The sequence below is a fragment of the Baekduia sp. genome, assembly GCF_035318805.1.
Lineage (GTDB): Bacteria > Actinomycetota > Thermoleophilia > Solirubrobacterales > Solirubrobacteraceae > Baekduia.
Genome location: NZ_DATHDY010000139.1, coordinates 16,392 through 35,694 on the forward strand (window position 1 = coordinate 16,392; position 19,303 = coordinate 35,694).

The following is a 19,303-nucleotide window of genomic DNA, read 5'->3' on the forward strand; positions in this document are numbered from 1 at the left end:
CCTCACTTGATGGCGCCCATCGCCAGTCCACGGATCATGCGCTTCTGGGCCAGCCAGCCGGCGATCACGACCGGCAGGCACGCCAGCACCGAGGCGGCCGACAGCTTGGCCAGGAAGTCGCCTCGCGTGCTGACGTTGCTGGTGACCCAGATCGGCACGGTCGAGCCCGAGACGGGGTTGAGCTGGACGGCGTAGAAGAACTCGTTCCAGGCGAAGACGACGCACAGCAGCGCCGTCGCCGCGATGCCCGGGGCGGCCATCGGCAGGATGATCGACGTCAGCTGCCCGCGCAGGTTGGCGCCGTCGATCTCCGCGGCCTCGATGAGCTCGCGCGGGATCTCCTGGAAGAACGACCGCAGCATCCACACCGCCAGCGGCAGGTTCATCCCGGTGTAGAGGATCACGAGCACCGTGCGGGTGTTCAGCAACCCGAAGTTCCGGGCGAGGATCCACAGCGGCAGGATCGACGCGACGACCGGCAGGAACTTCGTCGAGATGAAGAAGAACAGGACGTCGCGCCACTTGTGCACCGGCCGGATCGCCAGCGCGTAGGCCGCCGGGATCGCCAGCGCCAGGACGATCAGCGTCGAGACGAGGACGATGACCGCCGAGTTCGTGAACGCCTGGCTGAAGGACAGCACGCCTCCGGCGCTCTCGGTGACGTCGCGGTAGCGGTCGAGCGTCGGGTCGAAGAAGAGCTTCGGGCTCGTGTTGGCGTCGGCCTCGGTCTTGAACGAGTTCAACACCATCCAGAACACGGGGAAGAAGAAGATCAGCCCGAGCACCCAGGCCATCAGCCCGAAGACCGCGTTGACCCAGCGGCGCTCGCCGACCACGGCGCGCTCGTCGTTCATGCCGACTCCTCCCCGCGCAGCAGCTGGGACAAGACCCGCAGCGCGACGGTTGCGATGATGATCGACGCGACGACCACGACGATGCTGTAGGACGAGGCCCGCCCGAACGCCCACCCGCCGCCGATCGAGCGCTCGAAGACGAAGTAGGGCAGGTTGGTCGATCCGGGCCCGCCACCGGTCATGACCGCCACCTGGTCGAAGACCTGGATCAGGTAGATGGTCCCCAGCAGGATGCCGAGCTCCATGTAGGGCCGCAGGTGCGACAGCGTCAGCTGGCGGAAGATGCCGACCGGCGTCGCGCCGTCGACCTTGGCCGCCTCCAGCACGTCGGACGGCTGGCTCTGCAGGCCCGCCAGCATGATCAACATCATGAACGGCGTCCACTGCCAGATCAGCACGATGATGATGGAAAGCAGCGGGTAGCGCGACACGAACTCCACGGGCGTGCCGCCGAGCTTCTCGATGACCCAGTTCACGACGCCGTACAGGCCGCTGAACATCTGGTTCTTCCAGACGAGCCCGACCACCACCGGCATCATCAGAAACGGCGTGATGAGCAGCGTCCGGATGACGCTGCGGCCGAAGAACTTACGGTCCAGCAGCAGCGCGAAGGCCGTGCCGAGGACCAGCGAGCCGAGCACCGAGGCCACCGTCATCTCGACGCTGACCCAGGCGGCGTTGCCGAAGAAGTGGTCGTGGAGGAGCTTCTGGTAGTTGTCGAGGCCGATGAACTCGCGCGGCCCCGGCGGGACGACCTTCCAGTCCGTGAGGCTGTAGTAGATGCTCATCACGAACGGGACCTGCGTGAGCAGGACCACGAACACGAGGGCGGGCATCAACGGCAGCCGCAGACGCCACGACGCGCTCACCGACCGGCCGGTCTTCACCGGTCCGGGCGTCACGCGAAGGGCGTCTGCGGTTTCTTGGGCCACGAGGAGGTCGTCGGTCGTCGGTGGATGGTCTCTTGCGGTTCGCGGCCGGCTACTGCCCGACCTGCGAGGCGATGTCCTGGCAGTTCTTCAGCGCCGAGTCGATGTTCGTCCTCCCGGCGATCACGCTCGAGAACTGCTGGGTGCACTGGTTGCCGACGTCCTGGAACTCGGGGATGCCGACGTACTGCACCCCGGGCAGGCCGGGACGCTTGGTCGTCCCCGGGTTGTCGATCGGCGCGGCCGCCATCGCGTCCAGCGTCGTCGGGGCGAACGCCGAGGCCGCCTTCTTGTACTCCGGAATCGCGTAGGTCGACTTGCGCGTGCCTGGCGGGATCGCCGCCCAGCCGCCGTCGATCTTGGACCCGGCCTCCTTGATGTACTGCGGGCCGGTCGCCCAGGAGACGTACTTCCAGGCGAGGTCGGACTTGCTGGTGGTCTTGGGGATCGCCAGCGCCCAGCTCCACAGCCAGCCCGACGAGTCCGTCTTGTCGGTCGGCGCGAAGGCGTAGCCGTTCTTGCCCTTCACGGGGCTGTCGCTGGCTTCGAGCAGTCCGGCCGCCACGGTGGCGTCGTACCACATCGCGACCTTGCCGTCCTTGTACTGCGACAGGCACTCGTTGAAGCTCGAGTTGGCGGCGTCCTTCTCACCGGCGCTCTTGACCAGATCGACGTAGAAGCTCAGCGCCTGCTTGAACGCCGGGCTGTTGACCTGCGCCTGGTCGACCGAGCCGTCGGGCTTGGCGGACCACCAGGTCGCGCCCATGGTGTTGAGGACGGTCGTCAGTGCCGCGCCGAGATCGCCCCAGCCCGGCTTGCCGCGGAGGCAGATCCCGGCCATGTTGGGCTTGTTGAGCTTGTGCGCGGCGTCGGCCACCTGCGCCCACGTCGGATGCTCGGGCATCGTGATGCCCGCGTTCTTGAGCAGGTCCTTGCGGTACATCAGGAAGGACGACTCGGCGTAGAACGGCGAGGCGTACAGCTTGCCGTCGGCCGACAACCCGTTCTTGACCGAGGGGATGAGGTCGGCCATGTCGTAGGCCTTGTCAGCCGTCGCCTGGGGGGTGAGGTCGGTGAGCTGCCCGTTCTTGCCGAACTGCGGCGCCTCGTACATGCCGATCATCGTCACGTCGAACTGCTTGCCGCCCGCCGCGACGTCGCGGGTCGTGACCTCGCGCAGCGTGCCCTCGTCGAGCACGGTGTAGTTGACCTTGATGCCGCTCTTGGCCGTGAAGAGCGACGGCGTGAGCTTGGCGATGTCCTTCATCTGCGGGTTGTCGACGATCGCGACGTTGATCGTCTTCGACTTGCTCGACGAGCCGCCGCCGCTGTCCGAGCTGCCGCAACCGGCCCCGATCGCGCCGAACGTCGCCAGCACCGCCAACGTGCACCCGGCACGTGACCAGGTGCGGGTCGAGGTACGTCTCATGGTTGCACTCCCTCCTGTGGGCAGCGGAGAGAGGGTCTCTCTCCGCTATGGCGGACTATGCCCTGCGTTCATGTTGGATGTCAAGCCCAAACGGATCATTCGTCCCCGTAGGCACAGACATTGGGGTTGGCTTGATGTGCGGTCGGGCGTTATGCTCGCCGATGCCGTGGCCACTACTCGAGCTCCCATCAGCGTCAACCAAGCGCATCTCGGCGCCATCGCCCACGATGGCACGCCCGTGCCCGACTACGATCGGACCCGCTTGCGACCGGGCATCGTGCATGTGGGAGTAGGTGGTTTCCACCGCGCCCACCTCGCGCTGTACACCCATCGCGTCGCCGCCGCCGGCGGCGACTGGGGCATCGTCGGCCTCGGCCTGACGCCGCAGGACGCCAGCATGCGGGACGTCCTCGAGCGCCAGGACAACCTGTACACCTTGGTCGAACGCGGCCCCGGCGAGCCGGCCGTGGAGGTCATCGGATCGATCATCGGGTACGTGCACGCGCCTCCGGGCCGCGACGACCCCGTGACCGAGCTCGTCGCCGCGCCCAGTACGGCGATCCTCTCGCTGACGATCACCGAGGCCGGCTACGGGGAGCCCGTCGACGGCCGGCCGACGGCCTTCGACCGCATCGCGGCGGCGCTCGCCGTCCGGCGCGCCCGCGAGGCAGGCCCCTTGACGATCCTGAGCTGCGACAATCTGCCGGGCAACGGCGCGGTCGCGCGCCGGGCCGCGCTCGCGGCCGCGGAGCGCGTCGGCGGTGGCCTGAGCCCCTGGATCCAGGAGCACTGCACGTTCCCCAACTCGATGGTCGACCGCATCACGCCCATGACCTCCGACGCCGACCGGGCGTGGCTGCGCGACATCCGCGGCATCGACGACGGCTGGCCGGTCGTCGCCGAGGCTTTCCGGCAGTGGGTCGTCGAGGATGCGTTCGCCGCCGGGCGGCCCAGCTGGGAGGACGACGGCGCGCTGTTCACCGACCGCGTCCACGACTGGGAGCTCTACAAGCTGCGGATGCTCAACGCGGGGCACTCGAGCATGGCCTACCTGTGCGCGCTCGAGGGGATCGTCTACGTGGACGAGGCGATGGCGACGCCGCCGGTGCGCACGTTCGTCGAGGACCTCCTGCTGCGCGAGGCGGTGCCCACGCTCGCCGAGATCCCCGGCCATCCCCGCGAGGAGTACGTCGCCTCCGTGCTCGAGCGCTTCCAGAACACCGGCGTGCGGGACCAGATCGCTCGGCTCTGCATCGACGGCAGCGCCAAGTTCCCCACCTTCCTGCTCCCGACGATCGCCGCCCAGCTGGAGCGCGGCGGGCCGATCGACCGCGGCGCCACGGCGCTCGCCGGGTGGGCGCGGTACCTCGGGGTCGTCGAGGCCTCCGAGCAGTCCTTCGACGCCAGCGGCGACCTCGCGCGCCGCTACGGCGCCGCGGCGCTCGCCGACCCCGTGGCGTTCCTGGACTACGCCGAGGTCTTCGGCCCCGAGCTGCGCGACGCGCCCCGCTTCCGCGCTGCGTTCTCCACCGCCTACGAGCGCGTCGCGCAGCACGGACCCCTCGCGGCGATCGCCGCCGCCGGCGGCCGGCTCGGCGCGGGAAAGGCGTGATGGCCACCGACCCGAGCTCGATCTCACCGCGCCTGCAGCACGACCGCCAGCGCGAGATCTACATGTTGGCCCTGCGCGACGGGTCGGTCGAGGTGTCCGACCTCGCCCGCCGCTTCGCGGTCACGACCGAGACCATCCGGCGCGATCTGTCCGACATGCAGGAGCGGCGGATGGTGCGCCGCGTCCACGGCGGCGCCGTCCCGATCGAGCACGCCACCCACGAGCCCATGGTCGAGGCGCGTGACATGGTCAGCGCCGAGGAGAAGCTCCGCATCGCCACGGCGGCCGTGGCCGAGGTGCCGCAGCGCGGCTCGATCATCATCGACTCGGGCTCCACCGGCCAGCGCCTCGCCGAGGTCCTGCCGGTCGACCGCGACGTCCACGTCGTCACCAACTCGCTGGTCAGCGCGCTCACGCTGGCCCGGCGCGGCCAGAAGGACCTGACCGTCCTGGGCGGCGCGGTGCGGACCAACACGTACGCCATGGTCGACGTGACCGCGAGGGCGACGCTGGAGACGATGGCCGTCGACGTGCTGTTCATCAGCTGCGACGGCCTGTCCTTCCGGCGCGGGCTGACGACGCCCTACCGCGAGGAGCAGGCGACGAAGCGCGCGATGCTCGAGCGCGCTCGGCGGGTCGTGGCGATCGTCGACCAGACCAAGTTCGGCAACGGGCAGATGTACAGCTACGCCGCGCTGGACGAGATCGACGTGCTGGTGACCGACACGCGCGCCGACGACGACTCGGTCGAGATCCTGACCGGGCACGGCATCGACGTGCGGCGTGTCTGATCCGGACGGTCTCCCGAGCGCGCCCACGCTCGAGCGCATCGCCTCCGCCGCCGCTCAGGCCGGCGCGGCCGTCGTCGCCGAGGGCTACGGCAAGGCGCGCGCGGTGGCCCGGAAGTCGTCGCCGACCGACGTCGTCACCCAGACCGACCTGGACGCCGAGCGGCTCGTCGGCGAGCAGCTGATGGACGCGACGCCCAACGCCGGGCTGCTGGCCGAGGAGGGTGGCGGGACGGCTCCGCACGCCCGCCTGCAGTGGGTCGTCGATCCGCTGGACGGAACGGTCAACTTCCTCTACGGCGTGCCGCTGTTCGCCGTCAGCGTCGCCGCCGCGGTCGACGGCGAGGTGGTCGCCGGCGCCGTGATCGACGTGCTGCGCGACGAGCTGTTCTCGGCGCACCGCGACGGTGGCGCACGCTGCAACGGCGCTGCGATCACCGTCTCCTCGTGCGACCGCCTCGCCGACGCGCTGGCCGTCACTGGCTTCTCCTACCGCGCCGGCCTTCGCGCGCGGCAGGGCGAGGTCGCCCAGCGCCTGCTGCCGCTGGCCCGCGACGTCCGCTGCTTCGGCTCGTCGGCGCTCGAGCTGTGCTGGGTCGCCTGCGCGCGGGCCGACGGCTATTACGAGCGCGACATCAAGATCTGGGACTACTCGGCGGGCGCGCACATCGCCGCCGAGGCGGGCGCGGTGACCGAGCTGCCCTGTCCCGAGAACGACGACCTGATCGTGGCCGCGGCGCCCGGGGTCTTCGCCGATCTGCGCGCCGCGGTCGAGCTCAGGCCGGTCTGAGGCCTGACGCCGACGAGATCGTGGATGGCATGTGCACCGCTTCCTCACACCGCCTTGATGGCCGGCTGGGGGACGTGCTCGGCCATCTGGGCGACGATCTCGACCGCCTCCCAGCGCCGCAGCTCGTCGTCGGTGAAGTCGAGCTGCGCCTGGATGCGCCCCAGGTAGCCGTCGGCCAGCGCGGCGAGCATCGGGCGCGTCGCTCCCGGCAGGTGCGACGGCAGGTCGCCGCCGGCCGCCCCACGCAGGAGCAGCCTGGAGCGGGCGACCTCGGCGGCACGGTCGCCGCGGGAGGCGTCGAACCAGTCGATGACGACCGGGCCGGCGGGCGACAGGATCACGTTCCCGGGATGGAGGTCTCCGTGGCACAGGCGCAGCGGGCCGCTGGGCGCGGGCAGGCGGTCGAGCGCCTCACCGAGGGCCGGGTCGATCGCCAGCGCGGAGCGGCGGATCTTGTTGACGAGCCGATCGCGCTGGCTGGGCAGCACGATCGGCGGGACGAGCGCGAAGAGCTCGAGCTCGAGGTCGGCGAGCAGCCGGCCGTAGGACGCCGCGCGCGCCGGGGCGGCGAGGATCTCCTCCCACACCCTCGGGCCCCTCACCCACTCCCAGACGCTGGCCGCGCGGCCGCGGACCTGCTGGACCTCGAGCAGCCGTGGGGCGGGCGCGCCGGCGGCGCGGACGGCGTCGGCGTACCGCGCCTCGGCGACGATCCACTGCTCCGGCGTGTCGCGGTCGGGGACCTTGATGACCGCGTCGCGCCCGTAGGCGTAGACGCCGGAGCGCGTGCCGCGCGCGACGAGGTCACCAAGTGACCGGAGCACGGTGCCCTTTCGCCGTCGTCGTCACGCTCATGCGACGGTACACGACCGTGGAGATGCTCAGCATGGATCGACCGGCGATGGGCGAGGGAACATGAGCGATCAGGGCCGCACGCTGGTCGCGGGCGAGGCGCTCTTCGACCTCTGGCTCGAGGGCGGCGAGGTGCGTGGGCGCCCCGGCGGCGGGCCGTTCAACACCGCGCGCACGCTCGGGCGCCTGCGCCGGCCGGTCGCCTATCTCGGCGCGGTGTCAGACGACGGCTTCGGCCGGACGCTCCGGCAGCACCTGGCCGACGACGGGGTCGCGCCCGACGCGATCGTCGAGACGGCGCTGCCGTCGACGCTCGCCCTCGCCGACCTCGGCGCGGCGGGCGGCGCGCGCTACGGATTCTGGGGCGACGGCACCGCGTCGGCGAGCCTGCGGCCGGACGCGGCGCTGGCCGCGATCCCCGACGGCGTCGACGTCCTGCACGTCGGCACGCTCGGCCTGGTCTTCGAGCCGATGGCCGAGGCGCTGGAGGCCGTCACCGCCCGGCTCGCGCCCCGGGCGCTCGTCGTCCTCGACCCCAACGTGCGCCCGGCCGCGATCACCCATGAGCAGGGCTACCGCGATCGCCTCGACCGCGTGCTCGCCCTCACGACGATCGTCAAGGTCTCCGACGAGGACCTCGCCTGGCTGTGCCCCGGGCAGGCGGCGGAGGACGCGGCCCGCGGCCTTCTCGCGCGCGGCCCGGCGGTCGTGCTGCTGACGCGCGGCGCCGACGGCGTGGTGGTCATGACCGCCGCCGGCGAGCGCGTGGTGGACGTCCCGCCGGCGCGGGTGGTCGACACGATCGGCGCCGGGGACGCGTTCTCCGGCGGGTTCCTCGCGGCCTCGCGGCTGCGCTCCGGCGGCATGGACCTCGACGCCGCCGCCGACGCCGCGGCCTACGGCGCGCTGGTGGCGTCGATGACCTGCGAGCGCGCCGGCGCGTCGCCGCCGACCCTGGACGAGGTCGAGGCCCGGCGGCGGGCGGGCGGCGTGCCGGCCGCGTGACCCGTCAGCGCCGCCGCAGGGCGGCGGGGTCGGCGGTGGCGTCGGCGAAGTCGGCGAGCGACAGCATGCCGCCGCGCATCGCCTGGTAGAGCGGGCCGTAGATGGCGTGCAGCTCCTCGTAGCGTGCGACCGCCGAGCGATCCGGGTCGACGACGTCCTCGCGCTCCTGGACGCGGGCGAGCGCCTCGGCGGGGGTCGCGTACACCCCCGCCGCGACGCCGCCGAGCAGCGCGGCGCCGTACGCGGGACCCTCGTCGGCCGACGTCCGGTGCACGGGGACGCCGAAGACGTCGGCCTGGAGCTGGCGCCAGAGGCGCGAGCGCGCGCCGCCGCCCACGAGCCGGACCTGCTCGACCTCGACGCCGAGCCCGCGGATGATCTCCAACCCGTCGCGCATCGCGAGCACGACGCCCTCCATCACCGCGCGCGTCATCGCCGCGCGGTCGTGGCGGACGGTGAGTCCGACGAACGCCCCGCGGGCGCGCGCGTCGAGGTGCGGCGTGCGCTCACCGGTGAGGTACGGGAGGAAGACCAGGCCCTCGGAGCCGGGCGGCGCGGTCTCGGCCTCGGCGACGAGGTCGTCGAACGAGACGTCGCCGCAGACCGAGCGCCACCAGCGCAGCGAGCCGCCCGCCGACAGCGTCACGGCCATCAGGTGGAACGCCCCGGGCAGCGCGTGGCAGAAGGCGTGCACGCGGCCGGACGGGTCGGGCGCGAAGCCGTCGGTGGGCGCGAACAGCACGCCACTGGTCCCGATCGACGAGCTCAGCTGGCCCTGCGTGGCGACGCCGACGCCGAACGCCGCCGCGGCGTTGTCGCCGCCGCCTGCGGCGACCGGCAGCCCGGCCGGCAGGCCCAGCTCGGCAGCGACGTCGTCGCGGAGCACGCCGGTCGCCTCCGGGCCCTCGTAGACGGTCGGAAGCCACTGCTCCGGGATTTCCAGCGCTTCGAGCACCTCGGTCGACCAGGCGCGGCGCGCGATGTCGAGCAGCAGCGTGCCCGAGGCGTCGGAGGCGTCGGTGGCCCGGTCGCCGGTGAGCAGGAGGCGCACGTAGTCCTTGGGCAGCAGCACCGAGGCGACCTGCGCGTAGTGGTCGGGCTCCTCGTCGCGCAGCCACAGGATCTTGGGCGCCTGGAACCCGGTGAGGGCCGGGTTGCCGGTTGCGCGCACGAGCTCGGCGGCGCCGATGCGGTCCACGATCTCCTCGCACTGGCGCCCGGTCCGCTGGTCGTTCCAGAGCAGCGCCGGCCGGATCGGGCGGTCCGCCGCGTCCAGGAACACCGAGCCGTGCATCTGGCCGGCGAGGCCGAGTCCGACGACCTGCCCGTCGATCCCGTCGGCGATCTCGGCGAGGACCCGCATGCTCGCCCTCCCCCACGCGCCGGGATCCTGCTCCGTCCAGCCCGGCTTCGGCGTGAGGATGTCGTACTCGGCCACCGACTGCCGCACGAACGATCCCGAGGCCGCGTCGATGGCCAGGGCGCGGACGCCCGTCGTGCCGACGTCGAGTCCGATCAAGATCTCCACGGCACGACCGTACCTGAGGCGCGCGCGCGAGCGACACGCTCAAGGTCCTCTTAGACCCGCGCCGCTAAGGGCCGGTACCGGGAGCGGTTCGCCGACGGGCGCTGGCAACGGCTCAGCGCAGTCGGCGCTCGTCGGCAACGCCCACTCTGGGCCAGCACCGCGACCAAGGACCCGGCCTACTCCGACGTGCGCTACGTCGAGTCGGTCATCGCACCAGGCGTGATCAACACCATGCCCCGGGCCACCCTCCGCGCGTTCGCCGATCACGGGAACGTCGGCGGGACGCTCGATGCCGACCCGGCCGGTGCGGTCGCGGTCCTGCAGGTCCGGGTCGCCGGACCCCGGCGCTCTCACTCGGTCGTTGCAACAGGATGGGTTTGTTGACGATCGAGAGGAGATGGGGTGGCGAGAGCGTTGAGGCGAGGAGTGCCGCTGCTGGCGGTCGAGCGCGCGTCGACGCCTACGTCGACCGCGCGGTGCTGGTGGGCGACGCCGAGCGGGTCATGCCCGCCCTCGCCGCCCACCTGCGCGGTTGCCCCGCCTGCTCCGAGGACCACGAGAGCCTCCGTGCTCTCGTGCTCGCAGACCGGCGGGACCAGCCTCCGCGCCCTACCCCCCGAACGGCATGTTCTGCCAGCTGAAGACGGTCGGCGTGTTGGGGTCGATCCGCAGCTTCAGCCACTCATGCGGCTGGTTGGTCGAGCCCTGCACCGTCAGCCGCTGCAGGTTGGTCACCTTGGACTTGATCCCGTAGATCTTGCTGTTGGTCGCGTCCGGGTCGGCCAGCGGGAAGTCCGTCTCATAGAGGTGCGAGTCGCCGTTGATCAGGAGCACCGGCAGGTGGAAGCGTCGCGCGCGCTCGGCGAGCTTGGCCACGAACGGCTTGAAGCCCGACACCTGGTCGGCCGCGATCGCGGCGGGGTCCCACATGTCGGCCTGGATCCCCACGACGACGGCCTTGGCGTGATTCTGCTCGGCCACGTCGAAGATCTGGTCGACCCAGCGCATGTCGGCGACCAGGCGCCCGGCGTACTCCTGCAGCTGCGCCTGACGCTGGGCGTCGGTCTCGGCGGCGTCGAACCACGGGACCAGGTCGTTGTTGGATCCCGGCACGTTGACGGTGCCGAACACCGTGCTCGCGTCCTTCCACAGGACGTTCTCGACGTACGGGGCGGTCTGGTGGGCGACCGCCTTGTCGGCGCCCATGGTGTGGCCGGGCTGGTTGAAGAAGATCGACCGCACCGTGCTCAGCCGCTCGTCAGGCTGGTAGCCGCCGTTGTTGGCGCGGTGGCAGTCGGTCCACTCGTTGTCGCCCGGCGTGTAGACCAGCGGGTCGGCGAACGCGTCGAACGCGCTGCGGATCTGCTGGAAGTAGCTCGTGTCGCAGCGCGAGGAGCCGTCCTTGATGTCGCCGACGTGCATCACCCGCGCGACGTCGGGATCCGCGTTGATCGTCTTGATGTCGTTGGGGAAGTTCGCCAGCTGGGCCGCGCCGTAGGGTGTGTCGCCGATGATCGCGTAGGTCTGGTTGGACAGGACGGGCGCGTGCAGGTCGGGCACGCGGACCTGGATGAAGTCCGAGTAGTCGGGCAGGGACGGGTTGCGGCCGGTCGACCCGAAGTTGGTGTCGTTGACGACCGCGACGCGGTCGCCGCTCACCGGCAGGATCGCCTCGACCGTCTGGTAGGGGAACGAGAACGGGTCGCCCAGGCCGACGTCGCCGGGGCGCTGCGTGCCCGCGGAGATGCCGTCCTTGTCGGCGACGTTCAGCAGGTCGAGCGTCTGGCGCTTGGCCAGCGTGCCGTCGGCGTTGGCCTGGCCGAGGTCGACGACGAACGCGCGCTTCCAGGCGGCGGTGACGCCCTGGTTGTTGTCGCGCTCGAGCGCCAGCAGGTGGGTGGCGTCGAGGCTGACGAGGTCCGACACCGAGTAGCCGTTGGTGGCGGCGTCACCGGGCGTGCCCACGCGGTAGCTCCGGCGGACCGACGTGTAGGCCTTCTGCTTGAGGTCGAACTCGTACATCCGGCGCACCTGCGGGTCGTCGCCCGTCACGGCGCCTTCGAGCGTCGGGTAGAGCTTGCTGCCGTCCTGCGAGAGCGCCATGCCCTCGAAGCCCGAGGAGCTGTTGAGGTTCGCCGGACCGGCGACGGGCGCGGGGTAGTCGGCGGGGTAGTCCGGGGACTTGACGTCGGGCGTCGGGATCGGCGCGTCGAGGACCTTGCCGGTCGCGTCGGTGTGCACCAGGAAGGGGCCGAACTCCTCGCCGAACCAGAAGTCACCGTTCTTGACCTGGCGGACGGACTCGATGTCGAAGTCGCCGCCGGTCAGCAGCCGGTCCTTGGTGGCGCCGTTGACGATCGCGAACGGGATCTTGTGGTTGGGGTCGCGCAGGGTGATCGTGTCGAGGATCTTGACCCCGCCGCCCTTGCCACCCGCCTTGGTCTTGAAGTCCGCGTTGACCTTGTAGAGCCGCAGCAGGAACGACCGCGAGTTGGCCTTGCTGCCGAAGCCGTTGTCGGGCATGGCCCAGTAGGTGGACTTCTTGCCGGCGTCGATCAGCGCCGAGAAGCCGCCGACCGGCTGGGTCGCGCCGGGTGCGGGGGCCGGGTCGGTGTTGACGACGCCGGGAAACGGCGCGGGAGCGGTGGCGTCGGCGGGCAGGATCGCGCGGCCGACGAGGCTCGCCGCCGGCGAGTTGGGCGCGGCCGCGTGCGCTGCCGGGGCGGCCGCAAGCGCGGCGGCCGCCAGGGCCAGCAGGGCGGGGAGATGGCGTGTGGTCATGGCCCGCAACCCAACAAGCGTCGCGGCCTCTCGATGTATCCGAGTTGTGAGCGCGCGGTGACCGTCCTGGGAAGTCCCGCGTCGTGCTCAGCGGAACGTCAGCGCGCGCTTGGCGGTGCCGAGCTTGAGGCCGAGAGCATCGGTCGCGGTCACGGTCAGCGCGAGCTTGGTCTTCCCGCTGCGGGCGAGCCGCTTGGCTCCGGTTGACGTGGCCTTGAACTTCAACTTCAGCGTGCCCTTGGTCGTGCGCTTCCCGGATGCGCGTGCGAGCACGACGGTCCCGGAGGTCAGCGTGGCGGTGAGGCGGCACGCCTGCCGGCAGGCGACGCTCGCGGTCCAGCGGCCCTTGCGCAGCGTCGCGCGGCGGGGCGCCGCGACGGTCACCTTGCCGAGCGGCGAGACCTTGACCGGCGGCTTGGCCGGCGGGAGCGGGCCCGGCACGACCACCGGCGGCGCCTCGATCGGCGCCGGGCTCACGCCGCCACCGCCACCTCCACTCGCGTCGGCCGCGGCGGTCGTCACCAGCATGGGCGCGACCAGCCCCGACCGGCTGTTGGCGACGTCCGAGGCGGCCGGGATGAGCTCGACGGTCGTCCCGGGCGCCAGATGCGCCACGTGGAACGTCCCGGTGTGCGGCTGACCGTCGGCGGCGATCACGTCGAGGTCGGCGTAGCCCTGGAACGACGACGGCGGGATGCGCGCGATGAGCACCGCGCCGCTGGAGGTCTTCCTGGAGCCGGCGGGCGGCGCGACCGTCGCCGTGTACGGCAGGTCGATCGTGGTCTGGGTCACCACCGGCGTCCCCACGGTGATCGTCGGCGCGCCGGGCGCCGGGACCGTCAGGGACGCGACGCGATCCTGACCCGCGAACACCAGCCCGGACCCGGTGCGCGCGATCGCGCGGTAGTGGACTGCGGTGCCGGGCGTGCCGTACACCGACGCACCCTCCGGTTGGTTGCCGGTCCCGGCGGCCAGGATCGGCGCCGTCTCGAAGCCGTAGCTGGCGGTGGGGCCGTACTGGAAGCTGACCGCCATGGCACCGCCTCCGGCGTTGACGACCGCGAACACGCCGGCGCCGTAGTCGCTGATGGAGGACGGCACGTCGGTGAACACCGTCGGCGTCGTGCAGACACCCGACGGCACCGAGAAGGTCTGCGCCGCCGGCGTGGCATCGACGTTGCCCGCAGCGTCGCGAGCGCGCACCCGGAACTCGTCGGTGCCCGCGCAGAGCCCGGTGATCGCCGTCGGCGAGTAGCAGTCCGCGAAGGTCGTGGCGCTCAGCGAGCAGCTGAACGTCGAGCCCGCCTCGGTCGCGCCGAAGCCGAACGTCGGGCTCGCGGGCGTGCTCAGGTCAGCAGAGATGAGCTGCGTGTCGGGCGCGGTGCGATCGACGCTGAAGCGCCAGACGGCCGGCGTGGGGTCGGCCTGGCCCGCGACGGTCGCGCGCACGCGCGCGACATGCGGTCCGTCGGCCAGGCCGGTCATGTGCAGGCCGTTGTCGCAGGAGACGGGCGCGCCACCGTCCACTGCGCACGCGAGCGACCCCGAGGCCGCGCCCTCGACGATCCCGATCATCGTGGAGTCACCGGTCGCGCTGTCGAGTGCCGACGCCGGGTTGCCGGCCGCCGCGGTGTTCGGCCCCGGGTCGATCCGCCCCGCGAACGGACCCGTCTGGCCGGACCCGATCGCGCCGGACACCGACACCCGATACGGCGTTCCCGCGTTGGCGGGGAAGGTGACCGCGCTGGCATACGGCGTGGCGGCGCCCTCGCACTGCGCGTCGTCGTCGCTGCTGGCGACCTTCGCGAGCGCCCCGACCGAGCCGCCCACGTAGACCCCGAGCATCGTGTCGGTCGGCGTCTGCGCACTGCACAGGTCGATCGTGAACATGCCCGTCGACGGCGCGGTCCACGTGTACCAGGCCGAGGCGACGTCGCCCGCGGCGTTGAGCGGCTCGGAGACCTGGCGCGTCGCCTGATCGGTCGTCCCGGAGAACGTCGAGCCCGCGATCCCCGGTCCCGGGAACGTGTCGTTGGCCGGCGGCGCTGCCTGAGCGGGCCCGACAACGACGGCCGGCAGGATGGCGATGGTCGCCGCGCAGACTCCGAGGATTCGTCTCATCGCACCGGAACCTCGCACGCCCAGGCTCCGGCACCTAGGAGAACGGACGTATCTGAGACGAGGTTGAGACCGCGGTGCAGCACCCGTTCGAGCAGCTCAGCGGCCAGGAGCTGCCGAGCGCGCCGCGCGCTGACGGCTCATGCCCCCGGCAGCTCGACCGTCGCGACGAGGCCCTCGCCGGGGGCGGCGAGCCGCAGCTCGCCGCCGTGGGCGTGAGCGACCGAGTCGACGATCGACAGCCCGAGGCCGGAGCCGCGGACGCTGCCGGTGCGCTGCGCCCCTCGGCGACGGAACGGCGTCGTCAGGTCGCCGAGCTCGGGCGGCTCGATCGCCGGCCCGCCGTTGGCGACCACGACGGCGGCGCGACCGTCGCGCGCCTCGGTGCTGACGGCGACCCATCCGCCGTGCACGTTGTGGCGGACCGCGTTCTGCACCAGGTTGGCCACGAGGCGCTCGAGCAGCGCGCCGTCGCCGACGGTCGGCGCCGGGGCGAGGTCGGCCTCCACCCGCAGCTCGCCGGCGAGCACCTCGTCGGCGATCTCGGCGAGCGCCGTGCGCGCGAGGTCTGCCAGGTCGACCGGCGACCGGTGCAGGTCTCCGCGATCGCTCCGGGCCAGGGTCAGCAGCGCGTCGATCAGACGCTCGCTGCGCACCGACGCGCGGCGAACGACCTCGGCCATCGCCACGAGCTTCTCCCGCGTCACGTCGCGGCTCTGCAGCGCCACGTCGACCTCGGTGCGGATGATCGTGAGCGGCGTGCGCAGCTCGTGGGACGCGCTCGCGATGAAGCTGCGCTGGCTCTCGAACGCGGCGTCGAGGCGTGCGAGCATCGTGTCGAACGTGTCGGCCAGCTCCTTGAGCTCGTCGTCGGGGCCGGCGAGCGCGATCCGCTCGTGCAGGTTCTCCTGCGACACCCGTCGCGCGGTCGCCGTGATCTCGCTCAACGGGCGCAGCGCCCGCCCGGCCACGAGCCACCCCAGCGTCGCCGAGAGAAATGTGGCCACCGCGAGGGCCAGGACGTAGGCGTCCTGCAGGCGGTCCAGCGCGGCCACGCGCAGCTCGCGGCGGGTCTGGTCGATGATCTGGTCGCGCGCCCGATCGTCACGGTCGGCCCCAGACGTTCCGAGCCGGTGGACGACGGCCTGGCGTGTGGCGGCCGCGTCCGACAGCAGGCTGTCGCGGACGACGAAGTAGCTGAAGCCCAGCAGGAGGCCGCCACCGATGAGGAACGCCACGGCGTAGAGCGCCGCGAGCCGCAGCCGCAGGGTTGGCCGCAGCAGCCTCCTCACGGGATCCGGTAGCCGAAGCCGCGGACGGTCTCGATGACCGGCGGCTCGCCGACCTTGCGGCGCAGCGCCATCACGACCATCCGCATGGCGTTGGAGAAGGGGTTGGCGTGCTCGTCCCATGCGCGCACGAGCAGCTCCTCCTGACTCACGATGGCGCCCTGCGCCTCCAGCAGCACGCGCAGCACAGCGAGCTCCTTGGGCGTCAGGCGCAGGTCCCGACCGCCCCGGCGCGCCTCGCGCGCGAGCGGATCCAACGTGAGGTCCCCGCGCTGCAGGAGCGGCGAGCCGGGCCTGCCCTGCCGGCGTGCCAGGGCCGTGACGCGCGCGACCAGCTCGCCGAAGTCGAAGGGCTTGCGGAGGTAGTCGTCGGCGCCGAGGGCGAAGCCGTCGACGACGTCGTCGGCCCGCACGGCGGCGGTGAGCATCAGGATCCGCGGGCGCTGCGCGCCGGCCACGATGCGCCGGCAGACCTCGTCGCCGCTGATGCCCGGAAGGTCGCGGTCGAGCACCACGACCTCGTAGTCGTGGACGCCGAGGCTCAGCAGCGCCGCGTCGCCATCGGGCGCGACGTCGACCGCCATGCCCCATTCGCGCAGGCCGCGGGCGACGGCGTCGGCCAGATCCGCCTCGTCCTCGACCACCAGCACGCGCATGCCAGCGCACTGTAGCCCCGAGCGCCTGACCGGAACCTGACGGGCGGATGCGTACCTTCGGCGCATGTCGGAGCTGGCCTACGAGCGACGCGTCCCCCGCCGTGTCACCGGACTCGGCGCCGGGGACCTCTGGCTGCTGTTCGTGGCCAACATCGCCGTCATCGGCGGGCTGTGGTTCCGTGGCGGGGCGCTGAACGGCGTCGCGGATCCCGGGACCGCCCTGATCAGCGCCGGGCGACTCACCGGACTGGTGGGCACGTATCTCGCGCTGGTGCAGATCCTGCTCGTCGCCCGCCTGCCGTGGCTCGAGCGCCTGGCGGGGTTCGACACCCTCACGCTGTGGCACCGCCGCAACGGCAAGCTCTGCCTGAGCCTGCTGCTCGCGCACACGGTGCTGATCACCGCCGGGTACACGCTCAGCGGCCGGACCTCGCTGCTGCACGAGATCTCCAAGCTGCTGACGAGCTACGACGACATGATCACGGCCACGATCGGCATGGCCCTGCTCATCGTCGTGGTCGCGACCTCGGTGGTCGTCGTCCGGCGCCGGCTGCCCTACGAGGCCTGGCACGCCGTGCACCTCACCACCTACGCCGCCATGGCCCTGGCCTTCGCCCATCAGCTCTCGAACGGCACGGAGTTCAGCGCCGATCCGCTGGCCAAGAACTACTGGAGGGTGCTGTACCTCGTCACGCTCGGCGCGATCGTGGCCTTCCGCCTGCTCGTCCCGCTCGGGCGGACGCTGTGGCACGGGATGCGCGTCGAGGCCGTCGTCCCCGAGGGCCTCGGCGTCGTCTCCCTGCACATCTCCGGACGGCGCCTGGATCGCCTCGGCGCCCGGTCCGGGCAGTTCTTCCTCTGGCGGTTCCTCACCAGTGACGGCTGGTGGCAGTCCCATCCGTTCTCGCTGTCGGCGCCACCGACCGCTGACCGGTTGCGCGTCACGGTCAAGAACCTGGGCGACTTCAGCGCGCGCGCGGCGCTCCTGCGCCCCGGGACGCGGGTGATCGCCGAGGGGCCGTTCGGGACCCTGACCGAGGCCGTCCGCACGCGCCGGCGCGTCCTGCTCGTCGCCGGCGGCGTCGGCATCACCCCGCTGCGGGCCCTCTTCGAGGACCTCCCGGCCGGGCCCGGTGACCTGACGCTCATCTACCGGGCCGTCGACGCGCCCGACGTGGTCTTCCGCGGCGAGCTCGATGCCCTCGCCGCCCGTCGCGACGCCGCCGTGCACTACGTCCTCGGCGACCACCGCGACCCCCACAACCGCGGGCTCTTGGGGCCGACGCACCTGCGCGGCCTGGTGCCGGACGTCCGCGCCCGGGACGTCTACGTCTGCGGCCCGCCCGCCATGACGGCGGTCACCGGAGACACGCTGCGCGAGCTGCGCGTCCCGCGCCGCCACATCCACGTCGAGCGCTTCGCCTGGTGACCATGGTGCATCCGCTGCCGCTCCCCCGCGTGCTCACGGTCGTCGTGGTGACGGCCGTCGCCGTCGCGCTCGTCGTCGGCTTCCGCGTGACGCCGCACGTCCAGAAGGGGCGGCTCGCGATGGTCAAGCCGGCTCCCCGCACGTCGAGCCCCGCGGCACCGGCCGCGAAGAGCAGCAGTCCTCCGAGCCCCTCGTCCACGCCGGCGACGCGGCGGATCACGGGGACCGCCGTCATGACCGAGTACGGACCGGTGCAGGTCCGCCTGACCATGCGCGGCGGACGGATCGTGTCGATCACCAACCTCGCCCTGCCCTTCGACCGCAACCGCTCCCAGATGATCAGCCAGGCCGCCGGACCGCTGCTGCGCAGCGAGGCGCTCGCGGCGCAGAGCGCCCGCATCGACGTCGTCTCCGGCGCCACGTACACCAGCAACGGGTACGCGCAGTCGCTGCAGTCGGCGCTCGATCGTGCCCATGGTTGAGGTCCGGGAGGTCATGGGCACGGTCGTCAGCGTCGACGTGCGCGACGGCGCAGCGACGGCAGCGGCAGCCGCCGCGCGCGCCGCCTTCGCGTGGCTGGACGAGGTCGATCTGACGTTCAGCACCTACCGCGACGCCAGCGACGTCTGCCGCCTGGACCGCGGCGAGATCTCGCTCGCCGAGTGCTCGGACGAGGTCGCCGACGTGCTCGACCGCTGTGAGGAACTGCGCGCGGAGACCGGCGGAGCGTTCGACGTCCGCGCCACCGGATCGCTCGACCCGTCGGCGCTGGTCAAGGGCTGGGCGGTCGAGCGCGCCGCGCAGCTGCTCGAGGGCTTCGGCCTCCGGCGCTACTGCGTCAACGCCGGCGGCGACGTCCGCGTCGGTCTCGGGCCTGCTCCGGGCCAGTCCTGGCGCGTGGGGATCCGCCATCCCCGGGCGGCCGACCAGGTCGCCGCCGTCGTCGGCGCCCGCCGGCTGGCCGTCGCCACGTCCGGTGCCTACGAGCGCGGCCCGCACGTGATCGACCCGCGCACGGGGCTGCCGCCCTCCGGCGTGCTGTCGACGACGGTGGTCGGCGAGGACCTCGGCACGGCCGACGCGTACGCCACCGCGGCGTTCGCCATGGGCCGTCACGGCATCGCCTGGGTCGCGGGACTCACCGGGTACGCCGGCATGGCGATCCACGACGACGGCACCGTCGTCGTGACACCCGGCTTCGACGCGCTGCGTGAGCCGGCGTGGTGACGACGACCGCCCTACG

16 protein-coding genes and 1 pseudogene are annotated in these 19,303 nt (G+C 72.2%); 8 read left to right on the forward strand and 9 right to left on the reverse strand.

Annotation, left to right across the window (positions count from 1 at the left end; genetic code table 11):
* Positions 1 to 2: 2 nt before the first annotated feature.
* The 3 genes from VK501_RS27915 to VK501_RS27925 form a co-directional block, all read right to left on the reverse strand.
* A complete protein-coding gene (locus VK501_RS27915) occupies positions 3 to 854 on the reverse strand; it encodes a carbohydrate ABC transporter permease (protein ID WP_324343332.1) in 852 nt (283 codons plus the stop codon).
* Entirely contained in the window at positions 851 to 1,756 is a 906-nt protein-coding gene (locus tag VK501_RS27920; protein ID WP_324343333.1) for a sugar ABC transporter permease, read from the reverse strand. The genes VK501_RS27915 and VK501_RS27920 overlap by 4 nt, the downstream gene beginning before the upstream one ends.
* A gap of 79 nt (positions 1,757 to 1,835) precedes the next feature.
* The gene (locus VK501_RS27925) at positions 1,836 to 3,212 is read right to left on the reverse strand and encodes a sugar ABC transporter substrate-binding protein (protein ID WP_324343334.1); all 1,377 of its coding nucleotides are present in this window, start codon (positions 3,210 to 3,212) and stop codon (positions 1,836 to 1,838) included.
* A 238-nt stretch (positions 3,213 to 3,450) separates the two neighbouring features.
* Here VK501_RS27925 and VK501_RS27930 point away from each other — a divergent pair, with 238 nt between their 5' ends.
* Genes VK501_RS27930 through VK501_RS27940 form a run of 3 tightly spaced genes read left to right on the forward strand, consistent with a single transcriptional unit; the run spans position 3,451 to position 6,402 of the window.
* On the forward strand, positions 3,451 to 4,824 hold the full coding sequence (locus VK501_RS27930; RefSeq protein ID WP_324343335.1) for a mannitol dehydrogenase family protein: 1,374 nt from the start codon (positions 3,451 to 3,453) through the stop codon (positions 4,822 to 4,824).
* Positions 4,824 to 5,615: a DeoR/GlpR family DNA-binding transcription regulator gene (locus VK501_RS27935; RefSeq protein ID WP_324343336.1), complete on the forward strand. Its 792-nt coding sequence runs from the start codon at positions 4,824 to 4,826 to the stop codon at positions 5,613 to 5,615. Before VK501_RS27930 ends, VK501_RS27935 begins: the two co-directional genes overlap by 1 nt.
* Positions 5,608 to 6,402, forward strand: a complete 795-nt coding sequence (locus tag VK501_RS27940) for an inositol monophosphatase family protein (RefSeq protein ID WP_324343337.1) — start codon at positions 5,608 to 5,610, stop codon at positions 6,400 to 6,402. Before VK501_RS27935 ends, VK501_RS27940 begins: the two co-directional genes overlap by 8 nt.
* A 44-nt stretch (positions 6,403 to 6,446) precedes the next feature.
* Here VK501_RS27940 and VK501_RS27945 read toward each other — a convergent pair whose 3' ends face one another.
* A complete protein-coding gene (locus VK501_RS27945) occupies positions 6,447 to 7,226 on the reverse strand; it encodes an aminoglycoside phosphotransferase family protein (protein ID WP_324343338.1) in 780 nt (259 codons plus the stop codon).
* Between the two features lie 91 nt (positions 7,227 to 7,317).
* On the opposite strand from VK501_RS27945, the gene VK501_RS27950 reads away from it, so the two are divergent.
* On the forward strand, positions 7,318 to 8,259 hold the full coding sequence (locus VK501_RS27950; RefSeq protein WP_324343339.1) for a carbohydrate kinase: 942 nt from the start codon (positions 7,318 to 7,320) through the stop codon (positions 8,257 to 8,259).
* Positions 8,260 to 8,263: 4 nt separating this feature from the next.
* Here the strand turns inward: VK501_RS27950 and xylB are convergent, their stop codons facing one another.
* Positions 8,264 to 9,787, reverse strand: a complete 1,524-nt coding sequence (gene xylB / locus VK501_RS27955) for a xylulokinase (protein ID WP_324343340.1) — start codon at positions 9,785 to 9,787, stop codon at positions 8,264 to 8,266.
* Between the two features lie 138 nt (positions 9,788 to 9,925).
* Here xylB and VK501_RS29020 point away from each other — a divergent pair.
* A pseudogene (locus tag VK501_RS29020) lies at positions 9,926 to 10,171 on the forward strand (transaldolase family protein); the annotation flags it as partial.
* A gap of 225 nt (positions 10,172 to 10,396) precedes the next feature.
* Here the strand turns inward: VK501_RS29020 and VK501_RS27960 are convergent.
* From VK501_RS27960 to VK501_RS27975, 4 genes are all read right to left on the reverse strand, one after another.
* A complete protein-coding gene (locus tag VK501_RS27960) occupies positions 10,397 to 12,568 on the reverse strand; it encodes an esterase-like activity of phytase family protein (RefSeq protein ID WP_324343341.1) in 2,172 nt (723 codons plus the stop codon).
* An 87-nt stretch (positions 12,569 to 12,655) separates the two neighbouring features.
* A complete protein-coding gene (locus tag VK501_RS27965; RefSeq protein ID WP_324343342.1) occupies positions 12,656 to 14,689 on the reverse strand; it encodes a hypothetical protein in 2,034 nt (677 codons plus the stop codon).
* 137 nt (positions 14,690 to 14,826) lie between these two features.
* Positions 14,827 to 15,978 (reverse strand): sensor histidine kinase, encoded by a 1,152-nt coding sequence (locus VK501_RS27970; RefSeq protein WP_324343343.1) that lies wholly within the window; start codon positions 15,976 to 15,978, stop codon positions 14,827 to 14,829.
* The gene (locus VK501_RS27975) at positions 15,975 to 16,631 is read right to left on the reverse strand and encodes a response regulator transcription factor (protein ID WP_324343344.1); all 657 of its coding nucleotides are present in this window, start codon (positions 16,629 to 16,631) and stop codon (positions 15,975 to 15,977) included. Before VK501_RS27975 ends, VK501_RS27970 begins: the two co-directional genes overlap by 4 nt.
* A 64-nt stretch (positions 16,632 to 16,695) precedes the next feature.
* On the opposite strand from VK501_RS27975, the gene VK501_RS27980 reads away from it, so the two are divergent.
* Genes VK501_RS27980 through VK501_RS27990 form a run of 3 tightly spaced genes read left to right on the forward strand, consistent with a single transcriptional unit; the run spans position 16,696 to position 19,287 of the window.
* A complete protein-coding gene (locus VK501_RS27980) occupies positions 16,696 to 18,060 on the forward strand; it encodes a ferredoxin reductase family protein (RefSeq protein WP_324343345.1) in 1,365 nt (454 codons plus the stop codon).
* Positions 18,061 to 18,062: 2 nt separating this feature from the next.
* Positions 18,063 to 18,542, forward strand: coding sequence for an FMN-binding protein (locus VK501_RS27985; RefSeq protein WP_324343380.1), 480 nt, complete (start codon positions 18,063 to 18,065; stop codon positions 18,540 to 18,542).
* Positions 18,535 to 19,287 carry an FAD:protein FMN transferase gene (locus VK501_RS27990; protein ID WP_324343346.1) on the forward strand — a complete coding sequence of 251 codons (753 nt, stop codon included), beginning with the start codon at positions 18,535 to 18,537 and terminating at the stop codon, positions 19,285 to 19,287. Before VK501_RS27985 ends, VK501_RS27990 begins: the two co-directional genes overlap by 8 nt.
* Positions 19,288 to 19,303: the final 16 nt, after the last annotated feature.